This is a genomic window from Variovorax sp. PBL-H6, from assembly GCF_901827155.1.
Lineage (GTDB): Bacteria > Pseudomonadota > Gammaproteobacteria > Burkholderiales > Burkholderiaceae_C > Variovorax.
In genome coordinates this window covers 5,713,893-5,731,298 of record NZ_LR594659.1, presented here as the reverse complement: position 1 = coordinate 5,731,298, position 17,406 = coordinate 5,713,893, and the positions used below count along the sequence as shown (strand labels likewise).

The 17,406-nt window shown below is 64.1% G+C and carries 14 protein-coding genes; 6 read left to right on the top strand and 8 right to left on the bottom strand.

Going from position 1 to position 17,406, the window contains the following annotated elements:
* Window positions 1-6 precede the first annotated feature (6 nt).
* Window positions 7-1,701, bottom strand: coding sequence for a PglL family O-oligosaccharyltransferase (locus G3W89_RS26990; RefSeq protein WP_162577025.1), 1,695 nt, complete (start codon window positions 1,699-1,701; stop codon window positions 7-9).
* Window positions 1,702-1,836: 135 nt separating this feature from the next.
* Here G3W89_RS26990 and G3W89_RS26985 point away from each other — a divergent pair, with 135 nt between their 5' ends.
* The 6 genes from G3W89_RS26985 (at window position 1,837) to G3W89_RS26960 (ending at window position 9,239) form a co-directional block, all read left to right on the top strand.
* Window positions 1,837-2,346, top strand: coding sequence for a type IV pilin protein (locus G3W89_RS26985; protein WP_269474991.1), 510 nt, complete (start codon window positions 1,837-1,839; stop codon window positions 2,344-2,346).
* A gap of 14 nt (window positions 2,347-2,360) precedes the next feature.
* The gene (locus G3W89_RS26980) at window positions 2,361-2,975 is read left to right on the top strand and encodes a GspH/FimT family pseudopilin (protein WP_162577671.1); all 615 of its coding nucleotides are present in this window, start codon (window positions 2,361-2,363) and stop codon (window positions 2,973-2,975) included.
* Between the two features lie 76 nt (window positions 2,976-3,051).
* On the top strand, window positions 3,052-3,462 hold the full coding sequence (locus G3W89_RS26975) for a type IV pilus modification PilV family protein (protein WP_162577024.1): 411 nt from the start codon (window positions 3,052-3,054) through the stop codon (window positions 3,460-3,462).
* A gap of 1 nt (window position 3,463) precedes the next feature.
* Entirely contained in the window at window positions 3,464-4,642 is a 1,179-nt protein-coding gene (locus G3W89_RS26970) for a PilW family protein (RefSeq protein WP_162577670.1), read from the top strand.
* Complete coding sequence (locus tag G3W89_RS26965; RefSeq protein ID WP_162577023.1) at window positions 4,639-5,313, top strand: pilus assembly protein PilX; 675 nt, start codon at window positions 4,639-4,641, stop codon at window positions 5,311-5,313. Before G3W89_RS26970 ends, G3W89_RS26965 begins: the two co-directional genes overlap by 4 nt.
* A 32-nt stretch (window positions 5,314-5,345) precedes the next feature.
* Window positions 5,346-9,239 (top strand): pilus assembly protein, encoded by a 3,894-nt coding sequence (locus G3W89_RS26960; protein ID WP_162577022.1) that lies wholly within the window; start codon window positions 5,346-5,348, stop codon window positions 9,237-9,239.
* Between the two features lie 1,090 nt (window positions 9,240-10,329).
* Here G3W89_RS26960 and G3W89_RS33520 read toward each other — a convergent pair.
* From G3W89_RS33520 to sucD, 7 genes are all read right to left on the bottom strand, one after another.
* Window positions 10,330-10,833, bottom strand: a complete 504-nt coding sequence (locus G3W89_RS33520; protein ID WP_162577021.1) for a pilin — start codon at window positions 10,831-10,833, stop codon at window positions 10,330-10,332.
* Between the two features lie 202 nt (window positions 10,834-11,035).
* Window positions 11,036-11,845 carry a 3',5'-cyclic-nucleotide phosphodiesterase gene (locus tag G3W89_RS26950; RefSeq protein ID WP_162577020.1) on the bottom strand — a complete coding sequence of 270 codons (810 nt, stop codon included), beginning with the start codon at window positions 11,843-11,845 and terminating at the stop codon, window positions 11,036-11,038.
* A gap of 20 nt (window positions 11,846-11,865) precedes the next feature.
* Window positions 11,866-14,136 (bottom strand): CHASE2 domain-containing protein, encoded by a 2,271-nt coding sequence (locus G3W89_RS26945; protein ID WP_162577019.1) that lies wholly within the window; start codon window positions 14,134-14,136, stop codon window positions 11,866-11,868.
* Window positions 14,137-14,175: 39 nt separating this feature from the next.
* Window positions 14,176-14,826, bottom strand: a complete 651-nt coding sequence (locus G3W89_RS26940; protein WP_162577018.1) for an FHA domain-containing protein — start codon at window positions 14,824-14,826, stop codon at window positions 14,176-14,178.
* 68 nt (window positions 14,827-14,894) lie between these two features.
* A complete protein-coding gene (locus G3W89_RS26935; RefSeq protein WP_162577017.1) occupies window positions 14,895-15,704 on the bottom strand; it encodes a Stp1/IreP family PP2C-type Ser/Thr phosphatase in 810 nt (269 codons plus the stop codon).
* A 33-nt stretch (window positions 15,705-15,737) separates the two neighbouring features.
* Window positions 15,738-16,421: a TerC family protein gene (locus tag G3W89_RS26930; RefSeq protein ID WP_162577016.1), complete on the bottom strand. Its 684-nt coding sequence runs from the start codon at window positions 16,419-16,421 to the stop codon at window positions 15,738-15,740.
* Between the two features lie 88 nt (window positions 16,422-16,509).
* Window positions 16,510-17,403 carry a succinate--CoA ligase subunit alpha gene (gene sucD, locus G3W89_RS26925; RefSeq protein WP_162577015.1) on the bottom strand — a complete coding sequence of 298 codons (894 nt, stop codon included), beginning with the start codon at window positions 17,401-17,403 and terminating at the stop codon, window positions 16,510-16,512.
* Window positions 17,404-17,406: the final 3 nt, after the last annotated feature.

The following is a 17,406-nucleotide window of genomic DNA, read 5'->3' as shown; positions in this document are numbered from 1 at the left end:
GGCGCACTATTCCGACGGATCGTCCAGCGGCTCCTTGGCGAGCCAGCGCGCGTAGTCGCCGGGGAAGGCAATCTTGAAGCGCTTGCTCTGTTCTATGGCCTCCGTCTCGTGGCCCAGCAGCATGGCGCTGTCGATGAGCTTGACGATCACACGCGGCTCCGGCGAGAAGTGAACCAGGCGCTGCGCCAGCGCATGCACTTCGGCGGCGTTGGTTCGGTCGACTGTCGTGAGCGCGAGCTCTGCGAACTTCACCTGGCTGGCGAAGAGCCACGAGTCCTGCACCTTCGCCAGCGTGTCGTCGCGCCATGCCGGCAGGCGCTCTTCACGGGCGAGATAGAGCTGGCTGACGCGGGTGTAGTCCCAGCCGGCGTAGGCGACGATCGCCATGAGGGCCAGCGCAGCGGCCAGCGAGGGCGCGAAGAACGGCCGGGGTTGCGGAGGGTCGGCAGTTTTCTCCGTCGATGAGGGCCACAGGAAGCCCAGGCACAGGCCGAAGACGAGCTGGAAGGGGCCGTACCACAGCGGGTATTCGAGCAGGCTGTGAAGCACGATCGCACCGAGCAGCCCCCATGCCATCAGCCGTGCAGGATCGGTCTCGCGCCATGGCCGCGCAGACAGCACCAGCCAGCCGAACCCACCGCAGATCAGGACCGCTGCCGGGATGCCCAGCTCGACCGCGAGGTGCAGAGGCAGGTTGTGCGCGTTGTCCAGGATCTCGATGAAGCGCGGGCCTTCATAAAGCGTGCTGTAGTGCGCGAAGCTCAGCTCGCCCCAGCCCCAGCCCGTCCAGGGACGCTGAGCGATGAGTTCGAGCACATTGCTCCAGAGCACGAGCCGGCTGTGCGCGGCGGGCGCGCCATCGCGCAGGCGGTGGATCATGCCTTCGACACCCGGGCCTGCGAGCAGCGGGAGCAGCCAGGCGGCGGCGCAGTAGGCGGGGATCAGCGCGAGCAGGGACCAGGGAGGCGGCAGGCGTGGGTCTGTTGAGCCTTCCTTGCGCTGATGAGGCCGTCTTTCGCGCCGGGCGAGCCAGGCGGAGATGCCGCTGATCAGGAGCAGCTGGAGCAACCCGGTCCTCGAGGTGGAGGCGGCGAGGGCGACGACCAGCAAGGCGTTGGCCGGGATCAGCGCGAGGCGGGCGCGGCGCCCTCCGTGGCCATGCAGCCAGAGCGCCGCGAGGAGGGCCATGCTGATCAGGGTGGCGAACTGGTTGCGCTGGCGGAGGTTGCCGTAGGCCTGGCCGAGATCGGGGGCGGTGGTCCAGGGGATGAGGGGGGCTGCAAGGCCGTAGTACTGGAGGAGGCCGAGGATGGCGCTGAGGAGGCCGGCGGTGAGGAGGCCAAATGCTAGTGCGGCCTGCCGGGAGACGGGTGCGCGAGCCAGTCCCGCACCCGCGCAGGCCATGCCTGCGACGGCGGTCACGGCGGTAAAGGCTGCGAGGGCGTAGGGGCTGACGACAGCAGCACCGGATCCGCGCGACAGTAGGATCGCCGCCGCAATTAGTGCCAGCCAAGCCAGGACGCCGCGCCCTGCCAGCACTGCCGGTCGGGCAACCAACATAAGCGCCACGCAGGTCCAGGCGACCAACTGCTGCCACGCATTCACCGATGGTCCGGCGGCAAAGGGGAAGAGAAAAGGCAGTGCGACGACCGTCGCCGAGACGGCAGCGGGAACGACGAGCAAGGACGCTGGCGTACCCATGCGAGCGGCGGTGCTCGTTATGCCAGGCATTGCGGCTGTGTGAAAAAGCGCACGAATGGCTTACATGGAGGCGACGAAAGGAACTGCACTGGTGACGGACGGTTGTCGCGAAATCTGACAGCGTGGTGACAATTTGTGACCGACGTACAACTGCGATCGAAGGTCCACATAGTGCTCAACGCCCCTTATAAGCTCCGCCGACTCTCGGCCGGCTTCACGCTCATCGAAGTCATGATCGTTGTGGCGATCATCGGGATTCTCGCGGCGATCGCCGTCCCGGCCTACACCGACTACGTGCGACGAGGGCAATTGCCGGAAGCTTTCAACGAGCTGTCCAGCTACCGCGCCAAGATGGAGCAGTACTACCAGGACAACCGCAACTACGGCTCTGCCGCTGCATGCGCGAACAACGCCGCTGCGAGTTCCTGGAACACTTTCCCGAAGACCATCAAGTACTTCACATTCGATTGCTCGACTTCCAACTCGCAGCAGGGCTACACGATCACAGCGACCGGCGCCGCTGGCAGTGCCCGGGGCCACGAATACAAGATCAATCAGGCCGGTCTGCGAACCACCACAAAGTTCAAGGGAACCGCGCTGTCGACGCCCGCGGAATGCTGGCTCACGAACTCGACAACCTGCTGACCGGCAAAGCCACCATGCGCGAACGCGGCTTTTCTCTCATCGAGCTCCTGGTCACCATCACGGTGTTCGCGCTCATCCTGACCGTCGCCATGCCGACGCTCGGCACCTGGATGGACAACACGCGCATCCGCAACACGGCAGAGGCGTTGCAGAACGGACTGCAGACGGCGCGCAGCGAGGCGGTGAGGCGCAATCAGAACATCTCCTTCTACCTGGTCTCCCTCACCAACCCCGGTGTCATGGACAACAACTGCTCGGTGTCGGCTACTGGCAGCGCCTGGGTCGTCAGTGTCGATTCGCCAGCAACCAAATGCGGCAGCGCGCCATCGACCACTGTGGCACCCAAGATTGTTGAAGCGCGCACGGGCAATGACGCGGGCGGCAAGGTGAAGGTCTCCGGTCTGCTGGCGGACGGAACCAGCGCCGCGGAAACGGTGACCTTCAACGGCTTCGGGCGGATCACCAACACCAGTCCCTTGGCACGGATCGACATCAAGGGCCCAGACGACAGCGTCACTTACCGCAAGCTGCGTTTGGAAATCACGCGAGCAGGCGCCGTCCGCATGTGTGACCCGAAGGTGACCGATTCCACCGATCCGCGCAAATGCACGGTCCCTGATGCAACTTAGTTCTATGCACACGATGGCCCGGAACCCTCGTTCTTCTTCTTCGGCGGCACGCAGTACTGCGACGGGCTGCCTCCGGATGAAAGGCGCAAACCGCGCTCGCGGCATCGCACTGATCGAAGTGCTGGTCGCTCTCCTGATTTTCATGCTCGGTGTGCTCGGCCTGCTCGGAATGCAAAGCACCCTGACCAAGTCGCAGACCGATTCGAAGATACGTGCGGACGCCGCCTATCTCGCCAGCGAGGTCGTCGGCCGGATGTGGACCGACATCAACAACCTGACCGGCTACGAAGGGGACACCAGCTGCACCGCTGCGAGTTGCACCGAGTGGCGCAGCAAGATCGGCCAGATTCTTCCCGGAGGTGGCGCTGTGATCACGGTCGACGAAGGGACAGGCGACGTGTCCGTCACGGTCACATGGACCGTGCCGGGCGGCGAGACGCACAAGTTCGTGACGCAGACCACCATTGCTGCAAAGACGGCGAGCTGACATGAACATTCGCAAATCCTTGTTCTCCCGGCCGCCACGGGGCAACGCACAGCGGGGCTTCACGCTGATCGAGCTGATGGTCGGCCTCGTGCTCGGCATGCTCACCACCATCGTCATCAGCGAAGTGATGGCGTTGTCGGAAGGCAAGAAGCGCACCTTGTCGATGGGTGGTGACGCGCAGGTCAATGGCGCGCTCTCGCTCTACACCCTCCAGCGCGAAGTGCAGATGGCCGGCTATGGCGCTGCCACCAACCCCGCCTCACTGGGCTGCCCCATCAAGGGCGAATACATGGATCCGGCGGCCCCGGCGGGCACCCTTCCGTTTGCCTTCACGCCAACTCTCGCGCCCGTCGTCATCGAGGATGGGACTGCCGGTGCACCCGACAAGGTCACGATCCTTCAGAGCCGCAAGTCGACCTTCTCTGCCCCGATCCTCGTGTCCAGCGACCATGCAGAAACAGGGAGCTTCTTCGTCGTCAAATCGTCGTTCGGCGCGGAAAAAGGCGATCTGATGGTTGCGGTTCCCAAGGGCGGTGCCTGGAGCTCAACCCGGTGGTGTGCCGTTTTCGACGTGACCGACGACGGCTCGTCCGCGCCCACCGACACGACTCTGGGCGCAAAGCGAGTGCCTCATGTGTCGGGTACCAGCAAATGGAATCGCACCAGCGTGTTCCCCACCGGTGGTTACGAGAAGGACAGCTATTTGCTGAACATGGGAACGATGTCGCACAACACCTACGAGATCGACGCTGCCTACAACCTTCAAGTCACCGCGCGGACGGCCAACAGCGGATCGAGCACGGCGACGGCGCTCTACTCGCAGATCGTCAACCTGCAGGCGATGTATGGCAAAGACACCAATGGCGACGGCCAGGTCGATACCTACGACACGACCACACCGATCACCTCCACAGGATGGCAGCAGGTGCTCGCCATTCGGATCGCCGTGGTGGCGCGAAGCGCCCAGTTCGAGAAGGACGCGGTGACGAAGGTCAATCCCCTGTGGGACGTCGGTGCCGGGAGCACGATCGCCGGCACCATCGACTGCCACAGCACCAGCAAGTGCCTGACGCTCAAGATCGATCAGGTCCCGGATTGGGAGCACTACCGCTACAAGGTGTACGACACCGTCGTGCCGCTTCGCAACGTGCTTTGGAATTCTGCTGGGGGTGCGACATGAACCGCTCGAAGCCCGGCCCTACCCAACAAGGCGTTTCCCTTCTTTTTGCCCTCCTGGCCCTGGTGGCGCTCTCGCTGGCAACACTGGCCCTCGTACGCACGGTCGACACCGGCGGCCTCGTCCTCGGCAACATCGGCTTCAAGCAAGACGCCACCGTTGCCGGCGACCAGGCGACGCGGCAGGCAGTTGCCTGGCTGAAGGCCAATGTCGCCGGTCTCAATGCCGACAACGCGAACAGCGGCTACTACGCCAGCACCAAGGAGCGGAACGCCGACACGACAGTCACGCCAGTCGACGCCACCGGGCAGCAATACGACGTCAACGCGCGCAAGCTGATCGACTGGGACAACGACACCGCGTGCAACTACGCGACGTCGGGCAGCTTCGCGGCATGCGCTCTCAAGACCGTGGCGGTTGGCGATGTCAACGGCAACAAGACACGGTACGTGATCTTTCGCCTTTGCCAATCCGCTGGCGACCCCAACGACGAGATCAACAACAGTTGTGCAAAGCCGCTCAACAGCGGCAGCGGTGCCTCGGGTCGTGGTGCCATGGCCTATGGCACGGGCCGGTTCACTGCCGCTGCCGGCCCGTACTACCGCGTCATCGTGCGTGTGCTGGGCCCGCGCAACACCGCGAGCTTCACAGAAACCATTGTCAATTTCCAATAGCGCACATAGCGCGGGACGAGGAGTGATCAGCCATGCGAACAAACACCTTGCGGCAGCAAGCGCGCGACTGGCGCGTGCAAAGCCTGCTGCTGCTGATGGCGGTTTCAGGTTGGATCGGGTGGGCGGGTACCAGCCGGGCCGCGGAAACTTTCATCCTCGACGAGCCACTTGCGACGCGTCCCAATGTCAAGGCCAAGCCCAACATGCTCTTCGTGCTGGACGACTCCGGTTCTATGAACTGGAGCTACATGCCGGACGAGTTGGGCGCGTCCGTGAATGCTACCGATCAGCCCTATACAGGCAAGTACGGCTATTGGACACCGCAGTGCAACGGGACGGCTTTCGATCCTTCACTGGCCTATCCGCCGCCGCTCAACGCGGATGGTTCATCGTTTCCGAATTCCAGCTTCAGATCGGCGCGGTCGGATGGTTTTGCGGGGACCGGTTCGGTAGACCTTGGCGCCACTGAAGCGGTGACGACCGCCCGGACAAGCACCTCGAGCGCCACCATCGGCAACGGCAGCCGCTCATTCACGATTACGGGCTCTGGCAATAGCAGCGAGACCTTCGTGATCGGGAAAGACATCAAGGCGGAGCAAACAACCAATTCTTCCCGGTGGATGACGGGCACCGTGACCGGCTGGAGTGGCTCCGGCAACACATGGACGCTGACGATCAATGTCACCAACACCGGAGGCGGCGGGGACCGCAGCGGCTGGAGCATTTCACAACTCCTCCAGGTCGGCACGCGCTACTACTACACCTATACGGCAACTGGAGCCGCGCGCCAGCCGGCCATGGCCTGGACCTACGGAGCGGATGGGAACGTCATCACGTCCCCAACGTTCTACCGGGAGTGCATGAGCGATATCGGCAGTTCGCCTGGCAGCAGCGTGTTCACGAAAGTCTTGATCGCCAGCCAGCCCGCCGATGTCCAGCAGAACTATGCCAACTGGTATTCGTATTACCGAAAGCGCACCTTCCTCATGCGCACGGCCGTGGGCCGCGCGTTCAGCGTGCTCAACGATGGCTATCGCGTCGGCTTCACCACCATCAACACGACGAGCGCCGTCGACGGGCCTGGGTTTCAGTCAATCGCCGATTTCGGCACCACTCAGAAGAACACCGTGTATGAGAAGCTGTACGCGGCTTCGGCCAATGGAAGCACGCCCCTCAGGGCAGCGCTGTCCAAGGCGGGCCGCTACTTCGCCAACAAGATGAGCGGGCAGACGGACCCTGTTCAATACTCCTGCCAGCGCAACTACACGCTTCTGTCGACCGATGGCTACTGGAATACCGGATCCGAATCGAGTAGCTACGGCCCTTTCAAGCTGGATGGGTCGAGCAATGTGAACAATCAGGACGCTACCGAAGAGCGGCCCATGTATGACGGCACTTCCATTGTGGTCACGCGCAACGCCTATACCGTTGGAACCCTCGGTTCATGCCGCCTGCTCAATCAGAATCGTTACAACGTAAGCACGCAGCGGCAGACCTTCTCTTCCGGTGCATGGACGAATGATGGCTCCCCGACAACCAGTTGCGTGACGGGCGGCACCACGATCACCAATGGACAGACGGCCTCGACACTGGCGGGCACTGTGGCAAACGGTTCGAGCGTCACGGAGACAACCGGCGGCGCAACCAATACCCTCGCCGACGTCGCGCAGTACTACTATCAGACCGATCTGCGCACCACCGCCCTTGGCAACTGTACGTCCTCCGCTTCTGGCACGCAGCAGAACGTCTGCAGCAACAACATTCCGGCGAGCGGCCGCGACACCGCGCCGCACCAGCACATGACGACGTTCACCATCGGACTCGGCGTCAACGGAACCCTGGCCTATGACCGAAACTATCTGACGCAGACGGCCGGCGACTTCGTCAACCTCAAGAACGGCAGCATCAGTTGGCCCGAGCCAGGCTCGGACCGTGGAGCGACGAACATCGATGACCTGTGGCATGGGGCCGTCAACGGTCGCGGCCAGTACTATTCGGCGCTGAACGCCAGTGCGCTGAGCGAAGCCGTCAGTGGCGTGGTCAACTCGATCCAGGAGCAGAACGGTTCGTCGTCGGCCGCATCGACCAGCGCCCTTGAGCTGGTCGCGGGCGACAACAATCAGGTGTTCAAGGCCAGCTACACCACCAAGACCTGGGCGGGTGACCTGCAGGCGTACACGCTCAATGGCGATACGGCGGCCATCAGCGCCACACCGGTCTGGTCCGCGCAAGCCATTCTCACGAACACTGCGGCATCATCCCGCAAGATCTTCTACAGGCGACCCACGGCCACCACCACATTGCGCGCCTTCAACTGGACTAACCTGAACGCGGACGGGTACGGAACCAACTTCAGCAACCTGTGCTCCCAGACCTTGGTGGCCTCCCAATGCTCAGGCCTGTCGTCGGCTGAAGCGACGCTGGCCAACACCGGTGCTAACCTGGTCGACTTCCTGCGTGGCACGCGCACCTTCGAGACGGCAAATTCCGCAAGCGGAACGACGCGCGCGCTGTACCGTACCAGGGTGGGTCCGCTGGGCGACATCATCAACGGGGCCCCGGTCTACGTGAGCAAACCCCCTTTCAGCTACACCGATACCGGCTACGTCGACTTTGTCCTGGCGAAGAAGACGCGCAAGCCCGCCGTCTATGTCGCGGCCAACGATGGCATGCTGCACGCCTTCTCTGCCGCCACGGCAGACGGAGGCACCGAGCTCTGGGCCTATGTACCTTCCGAGCTCATGCCGAATCTCTACAGACTGGCCGACGCGGGCTACGAATCCAGGCATCGCTACTTCGTGGATGGCGCCCCGGTCATCGGCGACATCCGTGTCGGCAACACCTGGAAAACGATTCTCGTCGGCGGCCTCAACAAAGGGGGGCGCAGTTACTACGCGCTCGACATAACGGATCCGGAAGATCCCAAGGCCCTCTGGGAGTTCTCCGACACGAACCTCGGGCTGACCTACGGCAATCCCGTGATCACCAAGAACAAGGACGGCGTCTGGACCGTGGTCTTCGCATCCGGCTACAACAACATCAGCAATGGCGATGGCAAGGGCCACCTGTTCGTGTTGAATGCCAATACCGGTGCAAAGATCCTGGACATCCCCACCACGGCCGGCACGACCACCGACCCCAGTGGGCTTGCCAAGATCAATGGATGGATCGACGACTCTGCGGACAACACCTCCAAGCGTTTCTATGGGGGTGACCTGTTTGGCAATCTCTGGCGCTTCGACGTGGACAATCTGGTACAGCCCAATCGGAGCGCCTTGCTGCTCGCGGAATTCAAGATCAATGCAACCACGCCTCAGCCCATCACGGTCAAGCCGGAGACGGTCGAGATCTCCGGCAAACCGGTGATCGTCGTGGCGACGGGCAAATACTTCGGCACCGCGGATATCGAGGACACGACGCAGCAGAGCATCTATGCCGTCAAGGATGCGTTGACGAACACCGGCCTCGGCGACGTGCGCACCAACAACACGATGGTGCGCCAGACCTTCACCGTCACAGGCGTCACGGCGTCCATCACCAGCAATCAGGTGAACTGGGGAACGCAGAACGGCTGGTGGGTCGACCTGCCCAACACTGGCGAACGTGTCGCAACGGACATGGCCCTCCAGTTCGGAACGCTGTCCATCGGCACTGCCATTCCGAGCGGCGACGCGTGCAGCTCCGGCGGGTCGTCGTGGCGCTACTACCTGAACGCCGCCAACGGAAATGCCCTCGAGGATCCAGCAGGCGAGCAATGGAGCGCCAATGCGCTCATCGTGGGGCAGAGCTGGGTGAAGCTGGAGAATGGCGAGACTCGGATCCTGCGTCAGAACAGCGATGGAACGATCAAGACTGAACGGCCGCCTGGTGGCGGCGGTGCAGCAGGCGTGCCGCATCGCAATTCGTGGCGGGAGTTGACGGACTGACAGTACCGAAATGGTATGTTCGAGCGCCGCCGGCGCGCTGCCGGTCAGGTGGTGGCTTGGTCGTGGAGGCGGGTACATGTTGCTGGTCTGTGCCTGTCTTTCAGTGGCGCTGCATGCGGAAGTGCTGACGCTGTGCGCCAATGCCTGCGCAACCGCTCCGGACGGCAGCAACAGCCCCTGGCGTACAGATGCAATCGCAACGGACCCTTGCCCGGATCGTGCCGGCGCCGGCGCCCCAAGCAGCCGAGCCCTCGCTTTCGGAGAATGCTGCGTTTGCGCCTTCCGTCGTCGCCGCCCCCCGCATGTTTCACCAAAGCGCCAGAAGGCCGCATCCGTTTCCCTCACGGCACCCGCGTCTGATGCTCAAGGGTCGCCGTCCGACAGCACGCCTGCGGTCTCGATGGATGATCGGGGCGACTACATATTCCGACCTCTGCTCACCGTGCCACCTGTCGTCAGGACCCAGGTTTCGCTGGCTACGCCGTCTGGCGAGACGTAGTTCGCGCGGTACACGGGCATTCTTTCTCTCTTCATCGACGAAGCAGGCCCGGTGCAGCACATTCATCGGATGAGCCGCAACTGCCGCCAGCGTTCGAGCAGGCGGCGCGGGTTGCCTTCATGGCTGCGGAGTTCTCGCCTGGTGAGGTGGAGGGGCAGGCTGTTAAGTCGAAGATGCGAGTAAAAGCGGTGTTTGACAACATGGCACTTATCGGCCGCTCTAGCGCGATGTCTCAACTAGTCTTCTGGCCCAAAGAGCAAGCGTGAGCTACTCGCTGGTGAGGCCAAAGACTGCCGACTGTTGGGTCGCGGCCTTTGAGTTCGAGCTCGATAGCACTCAAATGTGCCAAGGGCGCGCAGCGAAGGACGCAAGCTGCTGCGCCAGCTTCGGGGCACACGAGCCTCGCACAGCTGCGAACTTTCTACATCCAGCTTACCGAGGTTGAGCAGCGTTCAAGGTGCTCAACCGCGACTTGGCCATGCCATCCATGTGGCTAGTCGGGCCGGGGACTTACACCCGAAGAGTGCGCCCGTGCCTGGGCGCACATGAAAAAAGCCGCCCGAAGGCGGCTTGGAGCAGAAGGAGGAGCGATTAACGGCAGCTAGATGGTGCGTACTTGGCGTCCAGCGTGCCAGCGGTTGCAGGGGCACCAGCACCAGCGGCTCCGCAAGCCCAGGCGATATTGCCGGTAGGCGCGTCGTAGGTGCCAGAGCTGGAGTCAGGCAGCGCGACGGGCGTTGTGTTCGGGCCGGTGAAGGGGCGCAGGATCAGGGTCTTGCCATCTTCGACGGGCTTGTCGAACGTGATCGTCACGGCGCCCGTGGTGTTGTCGATCGCGACCGACTTCACAGCAGCAGTAGCAGACGGAGCAGTCCAGCCCGCATCGTACTTCTTGCCGTTTGCGGCGTTCTCGGCGATGGTGGTCTTGGCAGACGAGGCGAGCGACAGTCCCTCGGTGACCTTGGCACGCTTCACATAGTCTTGGTAGGCAGGCAGCGCGACTGCAGCGAGAATACCAATGATCGCCACAACGATCATCAACTCGATAAGGGTGAAACCCTTTTGCACGTTGCGTGCAATGGAACGACGGTTCATTCAAGAAACTCCTGGTTGGTTAAGGGCCCGAGGAGAGCCCCCGGTGCTTTCAACCTTTCGCAGCATCTGTGCCACCCCGTTACAAGCAACGGACTGCAGTAGAAGTAACTACAACTCCGCATTTGAGCTGTAGCGCGTGACAGATCCTGTTGCCCACGAAGGACGACTGCCCGACAAATTTGTCAGGCCCCGACGCTCCGAGTCAGACCTGCAGCACCCCCGCCGCTTCCAACCACCGAATATCCCACCCCCGCCCACCCCCGTGCATCTGCGACCCGTCCGCCAGCCCGGCGATCTGGCTCATGATCTCCTCGGTCTCGGCGGGCTTGGTATGGGTGATGTAGATCGGATAGCCCTTGTCGACCCCGATGTGCGCCAACTCATCCGCCAGTGTCGCCGGCGACAAATGAAGGCTGCGCCTCGCCAGCGCCTGCTCCCGGTTGCTGAACGCCGTCTCGATCACCAGCATCGCCACGTCCAACTGGTTCACCCGCCGCCAGAACGCAGGATTCCGCTCGGTATCCCCGCTGAAGACCCAGTGCGGCCCACCCTTGGCGCAGCGCACGGCATAGCCGCAGGCCGGCACGGTGTGGACGGCCGGCAGCACCTCGATGTTCTTGGGTGCGCGCGTGCCCAGCTGGAGCTCCTGCCCGACCACGATGTCGTGGAAGCTCACGAACGGCGCCTCCAGGCTCGGAATGCTCGAGAAGTCCGGCCAGATGACGTTGTTGAAAACATGGGCTCGCAGCGCCTCGATGGTCGCGCGCAAGGCATGCACGCGCAGCGGTTTGTTGCGGCGGCTGGCCACCGAGTCGAGCATCAGTGGCAATGCGGCCACGTGGTCGAGGTGGGAATGGGTGAGCACCACGTCGTCGATGGCGCCCATCTCGTCGAGGCTCAGGTCGCCGACACCGGTGCCGGCATCGACCAGCAGATCGCTGTCGACCAAGAACGAGGTCGTGCGGCAGTCCTTGGCGATGGCGCCCGAGCACCCCAACACGCGCACCTGCATTTTGCGAGAGCCCTTAATTTCTATTTGCTGTCGAACCGGGTTGCGCCGTCCCAGTCGGGGTCCTTGGGCCGCAACGCCAGCGAGGCTAAACGTTCGGCGTACAACTGGTAAAGGACTTTTTTGGCATCGGCAGCGAGCAGCGGCGCCAGCAGGTGTTGCGCTCGATGCCAATCCTGCGCGCGGTAAGCGTCCAGTGTACGAGCCCATTGCACGAGCGCCTCGTGCGACCCCTTTGCCAGATCGCCCATCAGGGCCAAGGGCGCGAAGATCCGTACGGCCCTGGCCTTGCCCTTGACGCGCACCAGGTCGAGTTCCTGCCAGACGAAGTTGGGGGCGGCGCTCTGGGTGGCGGCGCTGGCGACGATCTCGATGCCGTAATGGCTGCTCAATCCTTCGAGCCGCGAAGCGAGGTTGACCGCATCGCCGACAACGGTGTAGCTGCGCCGCACGGCGGAGCCCATGTCCCCGACGCTCATGAGGCCGGTATTGATGCCGATGCCGACGCTGATCTCCGGCCGTCCACTGTCGCTTCGCGTGCCGTTGATCTCTCGTACGGCGGCTGCCATTTGCAGGGCGGCCTCGACGGCAAGCGCGGCATGGCCGGGCGTGTCGACCGGTGCGCCCCAGAACGCCATGACGCAGTCGCCCATGTACTTGTCGATGGTGCCCCGCTGCGCACTGATGATGTGGGTCAGGCGGCTGAAGACGGCATTCAGGAAGGCCTGCAGCTCGACGGGCGCCATCTGTTCCGACAGCCGGGTAAAGCCGCGCATGTCGCAGAACATCACGGTGAGCTGCTTGCCCTGCGCGCGCATGCTGTAACGGGTGGGATCCGCGCGCATCTCCTCGACCAGCTGCGGCGGCACATAAGTGCCAAAGAGCTCGGCCAGGCTGCGACTGGCGCGAGCCTCGACGAAGTAGCCCCAGCTCATGCTGAACGCGAAGGCGAGCGGCACCATGACGAGCCCGGCCGCCAGCGGCAGCACCAGCCCGGCATCGAGGTAGAGCCAGCTGTTCAGCCCGGCCAACGCAGCAGCAGTGAGCGCGCCGAGCAGGAAGGCCCGCGGCGCGGACAACAGCGACAGCCCGATCGCCAGCAGCAGCCCCGCGGCGAGCACTGTGACAAGCTCGTACCCGGCCGCGTAGTCGGGCACCACGAACAGGCGATGGTCCAGCAGGCCCGAGATGATGTTGGCGTGCACTTCCACGCCAGGAAAAACGGCGCCGACGGGCGTCGATCGCAGGTCCTGCAGGCCGGGCGCGGTGGTGCCGATCAGCACCACCTTGCCTTCGAGCTCGCGGGGGGCGAGCGCGCCGGCCAGCACCTGGGCCGCCGCCAAGTAGCGGAAGGAGCCACCGCGCGCACCGCCGGGGCCGCGGAAGGGCACGAGCATGCTGGCGCTCTGGTCGATCGGCACGCTCAGCCGGGACTCGCCCGCGCCGAGCTGCAGGGCTTCGAACGCCGGAGAATCGGTCGAGCTGACGGCCGGTGCGAATACGGGCGTCAGTGCGGACGGCGATCCTTCGATCAACCGGTGCACGACCAGCGCGAGCGACGCGTAGTAGCCAGGGCGCGCGTCTGGGCCGTCGTACCGTGCGAGCAGCGGCACCGAGCGCACGACCCCATCCTCGCTTGAATCGAGCACGACATTGAAGAAGCCGGCTGCCGGCGCAGCCGTCGCCAGGAGCGGGATGTTGGCGCCGAAGCCGTTCCAGCGCGCCGCATTGTTCAGCTCCCGAGGAAAGGCCTGGGGCGCCAGCGCCGGCATCGGTAGCCGACCGGTGGCGCGCGCCTCCGCCGCTTGGGTGAAGTAGTAGCCGAGCGCCACGCGTCGACCGGCAAGCGCCTTCGCGAACAAGGCATCGTGGTCGAGCCGTGGTGCGAGCCGCTCGACCTCGGCGGCGAACTTCGGATCATCGTGCCAGGGTCCGGCGGCGAGCTGGCGGAGAACTGGCAGCCCCGAACTGGTGTCGGGCTCGGCAAAGAGCACATCGAAGCCCAGCACGGCGGCTCGCTGACGGCCCATCAGCTCGTCCGTGAGGCGGGCGAGCTTGTCGCGGCTCCACGGCCATTGGCCGAGCTGTTGCAAGCTGGGTTCGTCGATGTCGACGATGACGATGCGCGGGTCGAGCGTGCCGGGCATGGTGGCGCGCAGCCGGGCGTCGTAAATGAACTGGTCCAGCCGCACCAGCGGAGGGAGGCGCCAAACGCCCGCCGCATGCAGCAGCATGAGCGCGACCGGCAACAGGGTGATGGCGATGCGGGCACCGTGCCGCCGCAGTCCATTCATGCGGACTGGCAGGCCGAGGGGCGCTCGCGCTTCACGCGGTCAGTTGGCGACGAACTGCATCCGGGTGCCGCCGAGTTCGAGCACGTCGCCGTCTTGCAGGGCGACCGCCTCGTTGCCCAGGGGCTCTCCATTGAGGGCGGTCCCGCCGTCGATCGGCGCCACCACGTAGCCGTGCAGGCGCCGGGTGACCGCTGCCACGGCGACGCCGGGCTTGCCGATGGTGGTCACGACTTTCTGCAGCGAGAGCTCGCGCCCGGCGCCGCTGCCCGAGAGAACCCGGATAACCGCCACGCCGGTGGACCCACCCAGGGGCGTATGGACCGTGGGCGCGGATGAAAGAGGGATCGGCTCCGAGGACGTTGCCACGATGGTGGGACCGTGCCCGGCGCCTTCGGCCGTGCCGCCACCCACCAGGTAGCGGATCTTGTACTTGCCGACCTCGACGACGTCGTTGTGCTCGAGCGCTTGCTTCTTGACGGCACGCCCGTTGACGTAGGTGCCGTTGGTGCTGTTGAGATCTTCCAGGTAGACATCGCCGCCGATCATGTGCAGCACGGCATGCTCGCCGCTGATCGCCAGGTTATCGATCACGATGTCGTTGTACGGACGCCGGCCGAGCGTGGTGCGGTCCTTGGCGAGCGTCACTTCCTTGATGACGACGCCGTCGATCGAAACGATCATTTTCGGCATGGCCGACTCCTGCATCTCATTTGTTGTGTCACGGCGGTCACCTGCGGCGGGTACTTGATCGAGCCCTGCTATCCGGATGCCTCTGGCGCGTTGCTCGAGCGGGCCCTGGCCAGGACAACCGAGATGTTGTCCTTGCCACCATTCTCGTTCGCAGTTGCAACCAAACGTGTTGCTTTTTCAGATAGGTCGGCTTCTTGTACCAGAACCGTGAAAAGCTGCGCCTCGGGCACCATCTCGCTAAGGCCGTCCGAACATAGCAGGAAAAGGTCGCCCGCCTGTACGTCGTGTTCGTGCATTTCGAGCTCGACGTGACGCTCGATGCCCAGCGCACGGGTCACCAGGTTGCGGTGAGGCGACAGGCTGGCCTGCTCGGGCGTGATGGCGCCCGCGTCGAGCTGCTCCTGCAGCAGCGAATGGTCTCGTGTGAGCAGCTCCAGCCTTTCGTCGCGCAGGCGGTAGCAGCGCGAGTCGCCGATATGGCCGACGATTGCGCGCTCCGAGCCGAAGGCAGCCAGTACGAGCGTGGTGCCCATGCCCTGCAGCTGCAGGTTGGCCGCGCCGGCTTCCAGCACGGCCGCATTGGCCTCGTCGGTGCCGGCCTGCAGCGCGCGCCGCAAGGCTCGGGGGTTCGCGCCGGGACCCGCATGGGCGAGCCAGCGGCCGAAGCTGGCCTGCAGCAACGCGACGGCCATGCCGCTGGCCACCTCGCCGCCGTTGTAGCCGCCCATGCCGTCCGCCAGGAGCACCAGCCCCAGCGCTGCGTCGAAGGCGATCGTGTCTTCGTTGTTGGCGCGCACCCGGCCCGGGTCGGTGAGCGCGGCGAAATCCCAGGTGAGCGCGCCGGTGCCGGGAGAAACGGATGCGCCTAGGTTCGCCATGAATGGATGAGCTTGAGAATCAGTGGGCCGCGATCATTGCACAGCCACGGCAGCACGCCGCTGCTGCCACTTGCCGTAGGCAACGACGAAGAACGCACCCGCGGCCGCCCCCGCGTAGTGCAGCCACGGGTGCGCCGAGAGCACGCCGCTCAGGGCGGTGTCGCTCGCGATGGTCTCGCCGCCGACCCAGCCGATCAGGGCGGCACCGAGCGTGATGATGATGGGGAAGCGCTCCATGAGCTTGATCATCAAGGTACTGCCGAAAATCACCAACGGGATGCTGATGGCCAAGCCGAGGACCAGCAGCAGCATGCTGCCCTGCGCAGCGGCGGCGACCGCAATCACGTTGTCCAGGCTCATCACGAGGTCGGCCAGCAAGATGGTCCGCACGGCCGCGAACATGCTGCCGTACTGCTTTTCCTCGCCGCCGCCATCGTCCTCGTCGCTGAGCAACTGCACGCCGATCCACAGCAGCAAAGCACCGCCCAGGATCTGCAGATACGGGAGCGCCAGCAACCTGGCCGCAACGACGGTGAGCGCAATACGCAACACCACGGCGGCACCCGATCCGAACAGTACGGCCTTCTTCTGCTGCACCGGCGGCAGCGAGCGGGCGGCCATCGCGATCACCACCGCGTTGTCCCCCGAAAGGATGATGTTGATCCAGACAATCTTGACAAGGCCAATCCAGAAGTCGGCAGTTTGCAGATATTCCATGTCTCTTTTCCACTGTTATGTATTGAAAAAGCGCCCGCAATGTGAATTGCGAGCGCTTTTCTTCTTGTGTGGCCGGGAAGACGGCAGATCAGATCTGTGCTTTGAGGAGCTTACCCAACTCCGAGAAGTTGCGCGTGATCTTGAACCCGCATTCTTCCATGATCGCGAGCTTGGCTTCCGCCGTGTCCGCGCCGCCGGAGATGAGGGCGCCCGCGTGGCCCATGCGCTTGCCCGGAGGGGCGGTCACCCCGGCGATGAAGCCGACCACGGGCTTCTTCATGTGGTCCTTGCACCAGCGGGCCGCATCGGCCTCGTCCGGGCCGCCGATCTCGCCGATCATGATGACGGCATCGGTGTCGGGGTCGTCGTTGAAGGCCATCATCACGTCGATGTGCTTGAGCCCGTTGATCGGGTCGCCGCCGATGCCCACGGCGCTCGACTGGCCAAGGCCGATTTCCGTAAGCTGCGCCACGGCTTCATAGGTCAGCGTGCCGGAGCGGCTGACCACGCCGATGCGGCCCTTGCGGTGGATGTGGCCGGGCATGATGCCGATCTTGATCTCGTCGGGCGTGATCAGGCCGGGGCAGTTCGGCCCGAGCAGCAGCGTTTCCTTGCCGCCCGCGGCGACCTTGGCCTTCATCTTGTTGCGCACCTCGAGCATGTCCCGCACCGGAATGCCCTCGGTGATGCAGATGGCCATGTCGAGGTCGGCTTCGGCTGCTTCCCAGATGGCGGCGGCGGCGCCGGCGGGCGGCACGTAGATCACCGAGACGGTGGCGCCGGTCTGCTTCGCGGCTTCTTTCACGGAACCGAAGATCGGGATGTTGAAGATCGACTCGCCGGCCTTCTTCGGGTTCACACCGGCCACGAAGCAGTTCTTGCCGTTCGCGTATTCCTGGCACTTCTCGGTGTGGAACTGGCCGGTCTTGCCGGTGATGCCCTGGGTGATGACTTTGGTGTCTTTGTTGATGTAGATCGACATGTC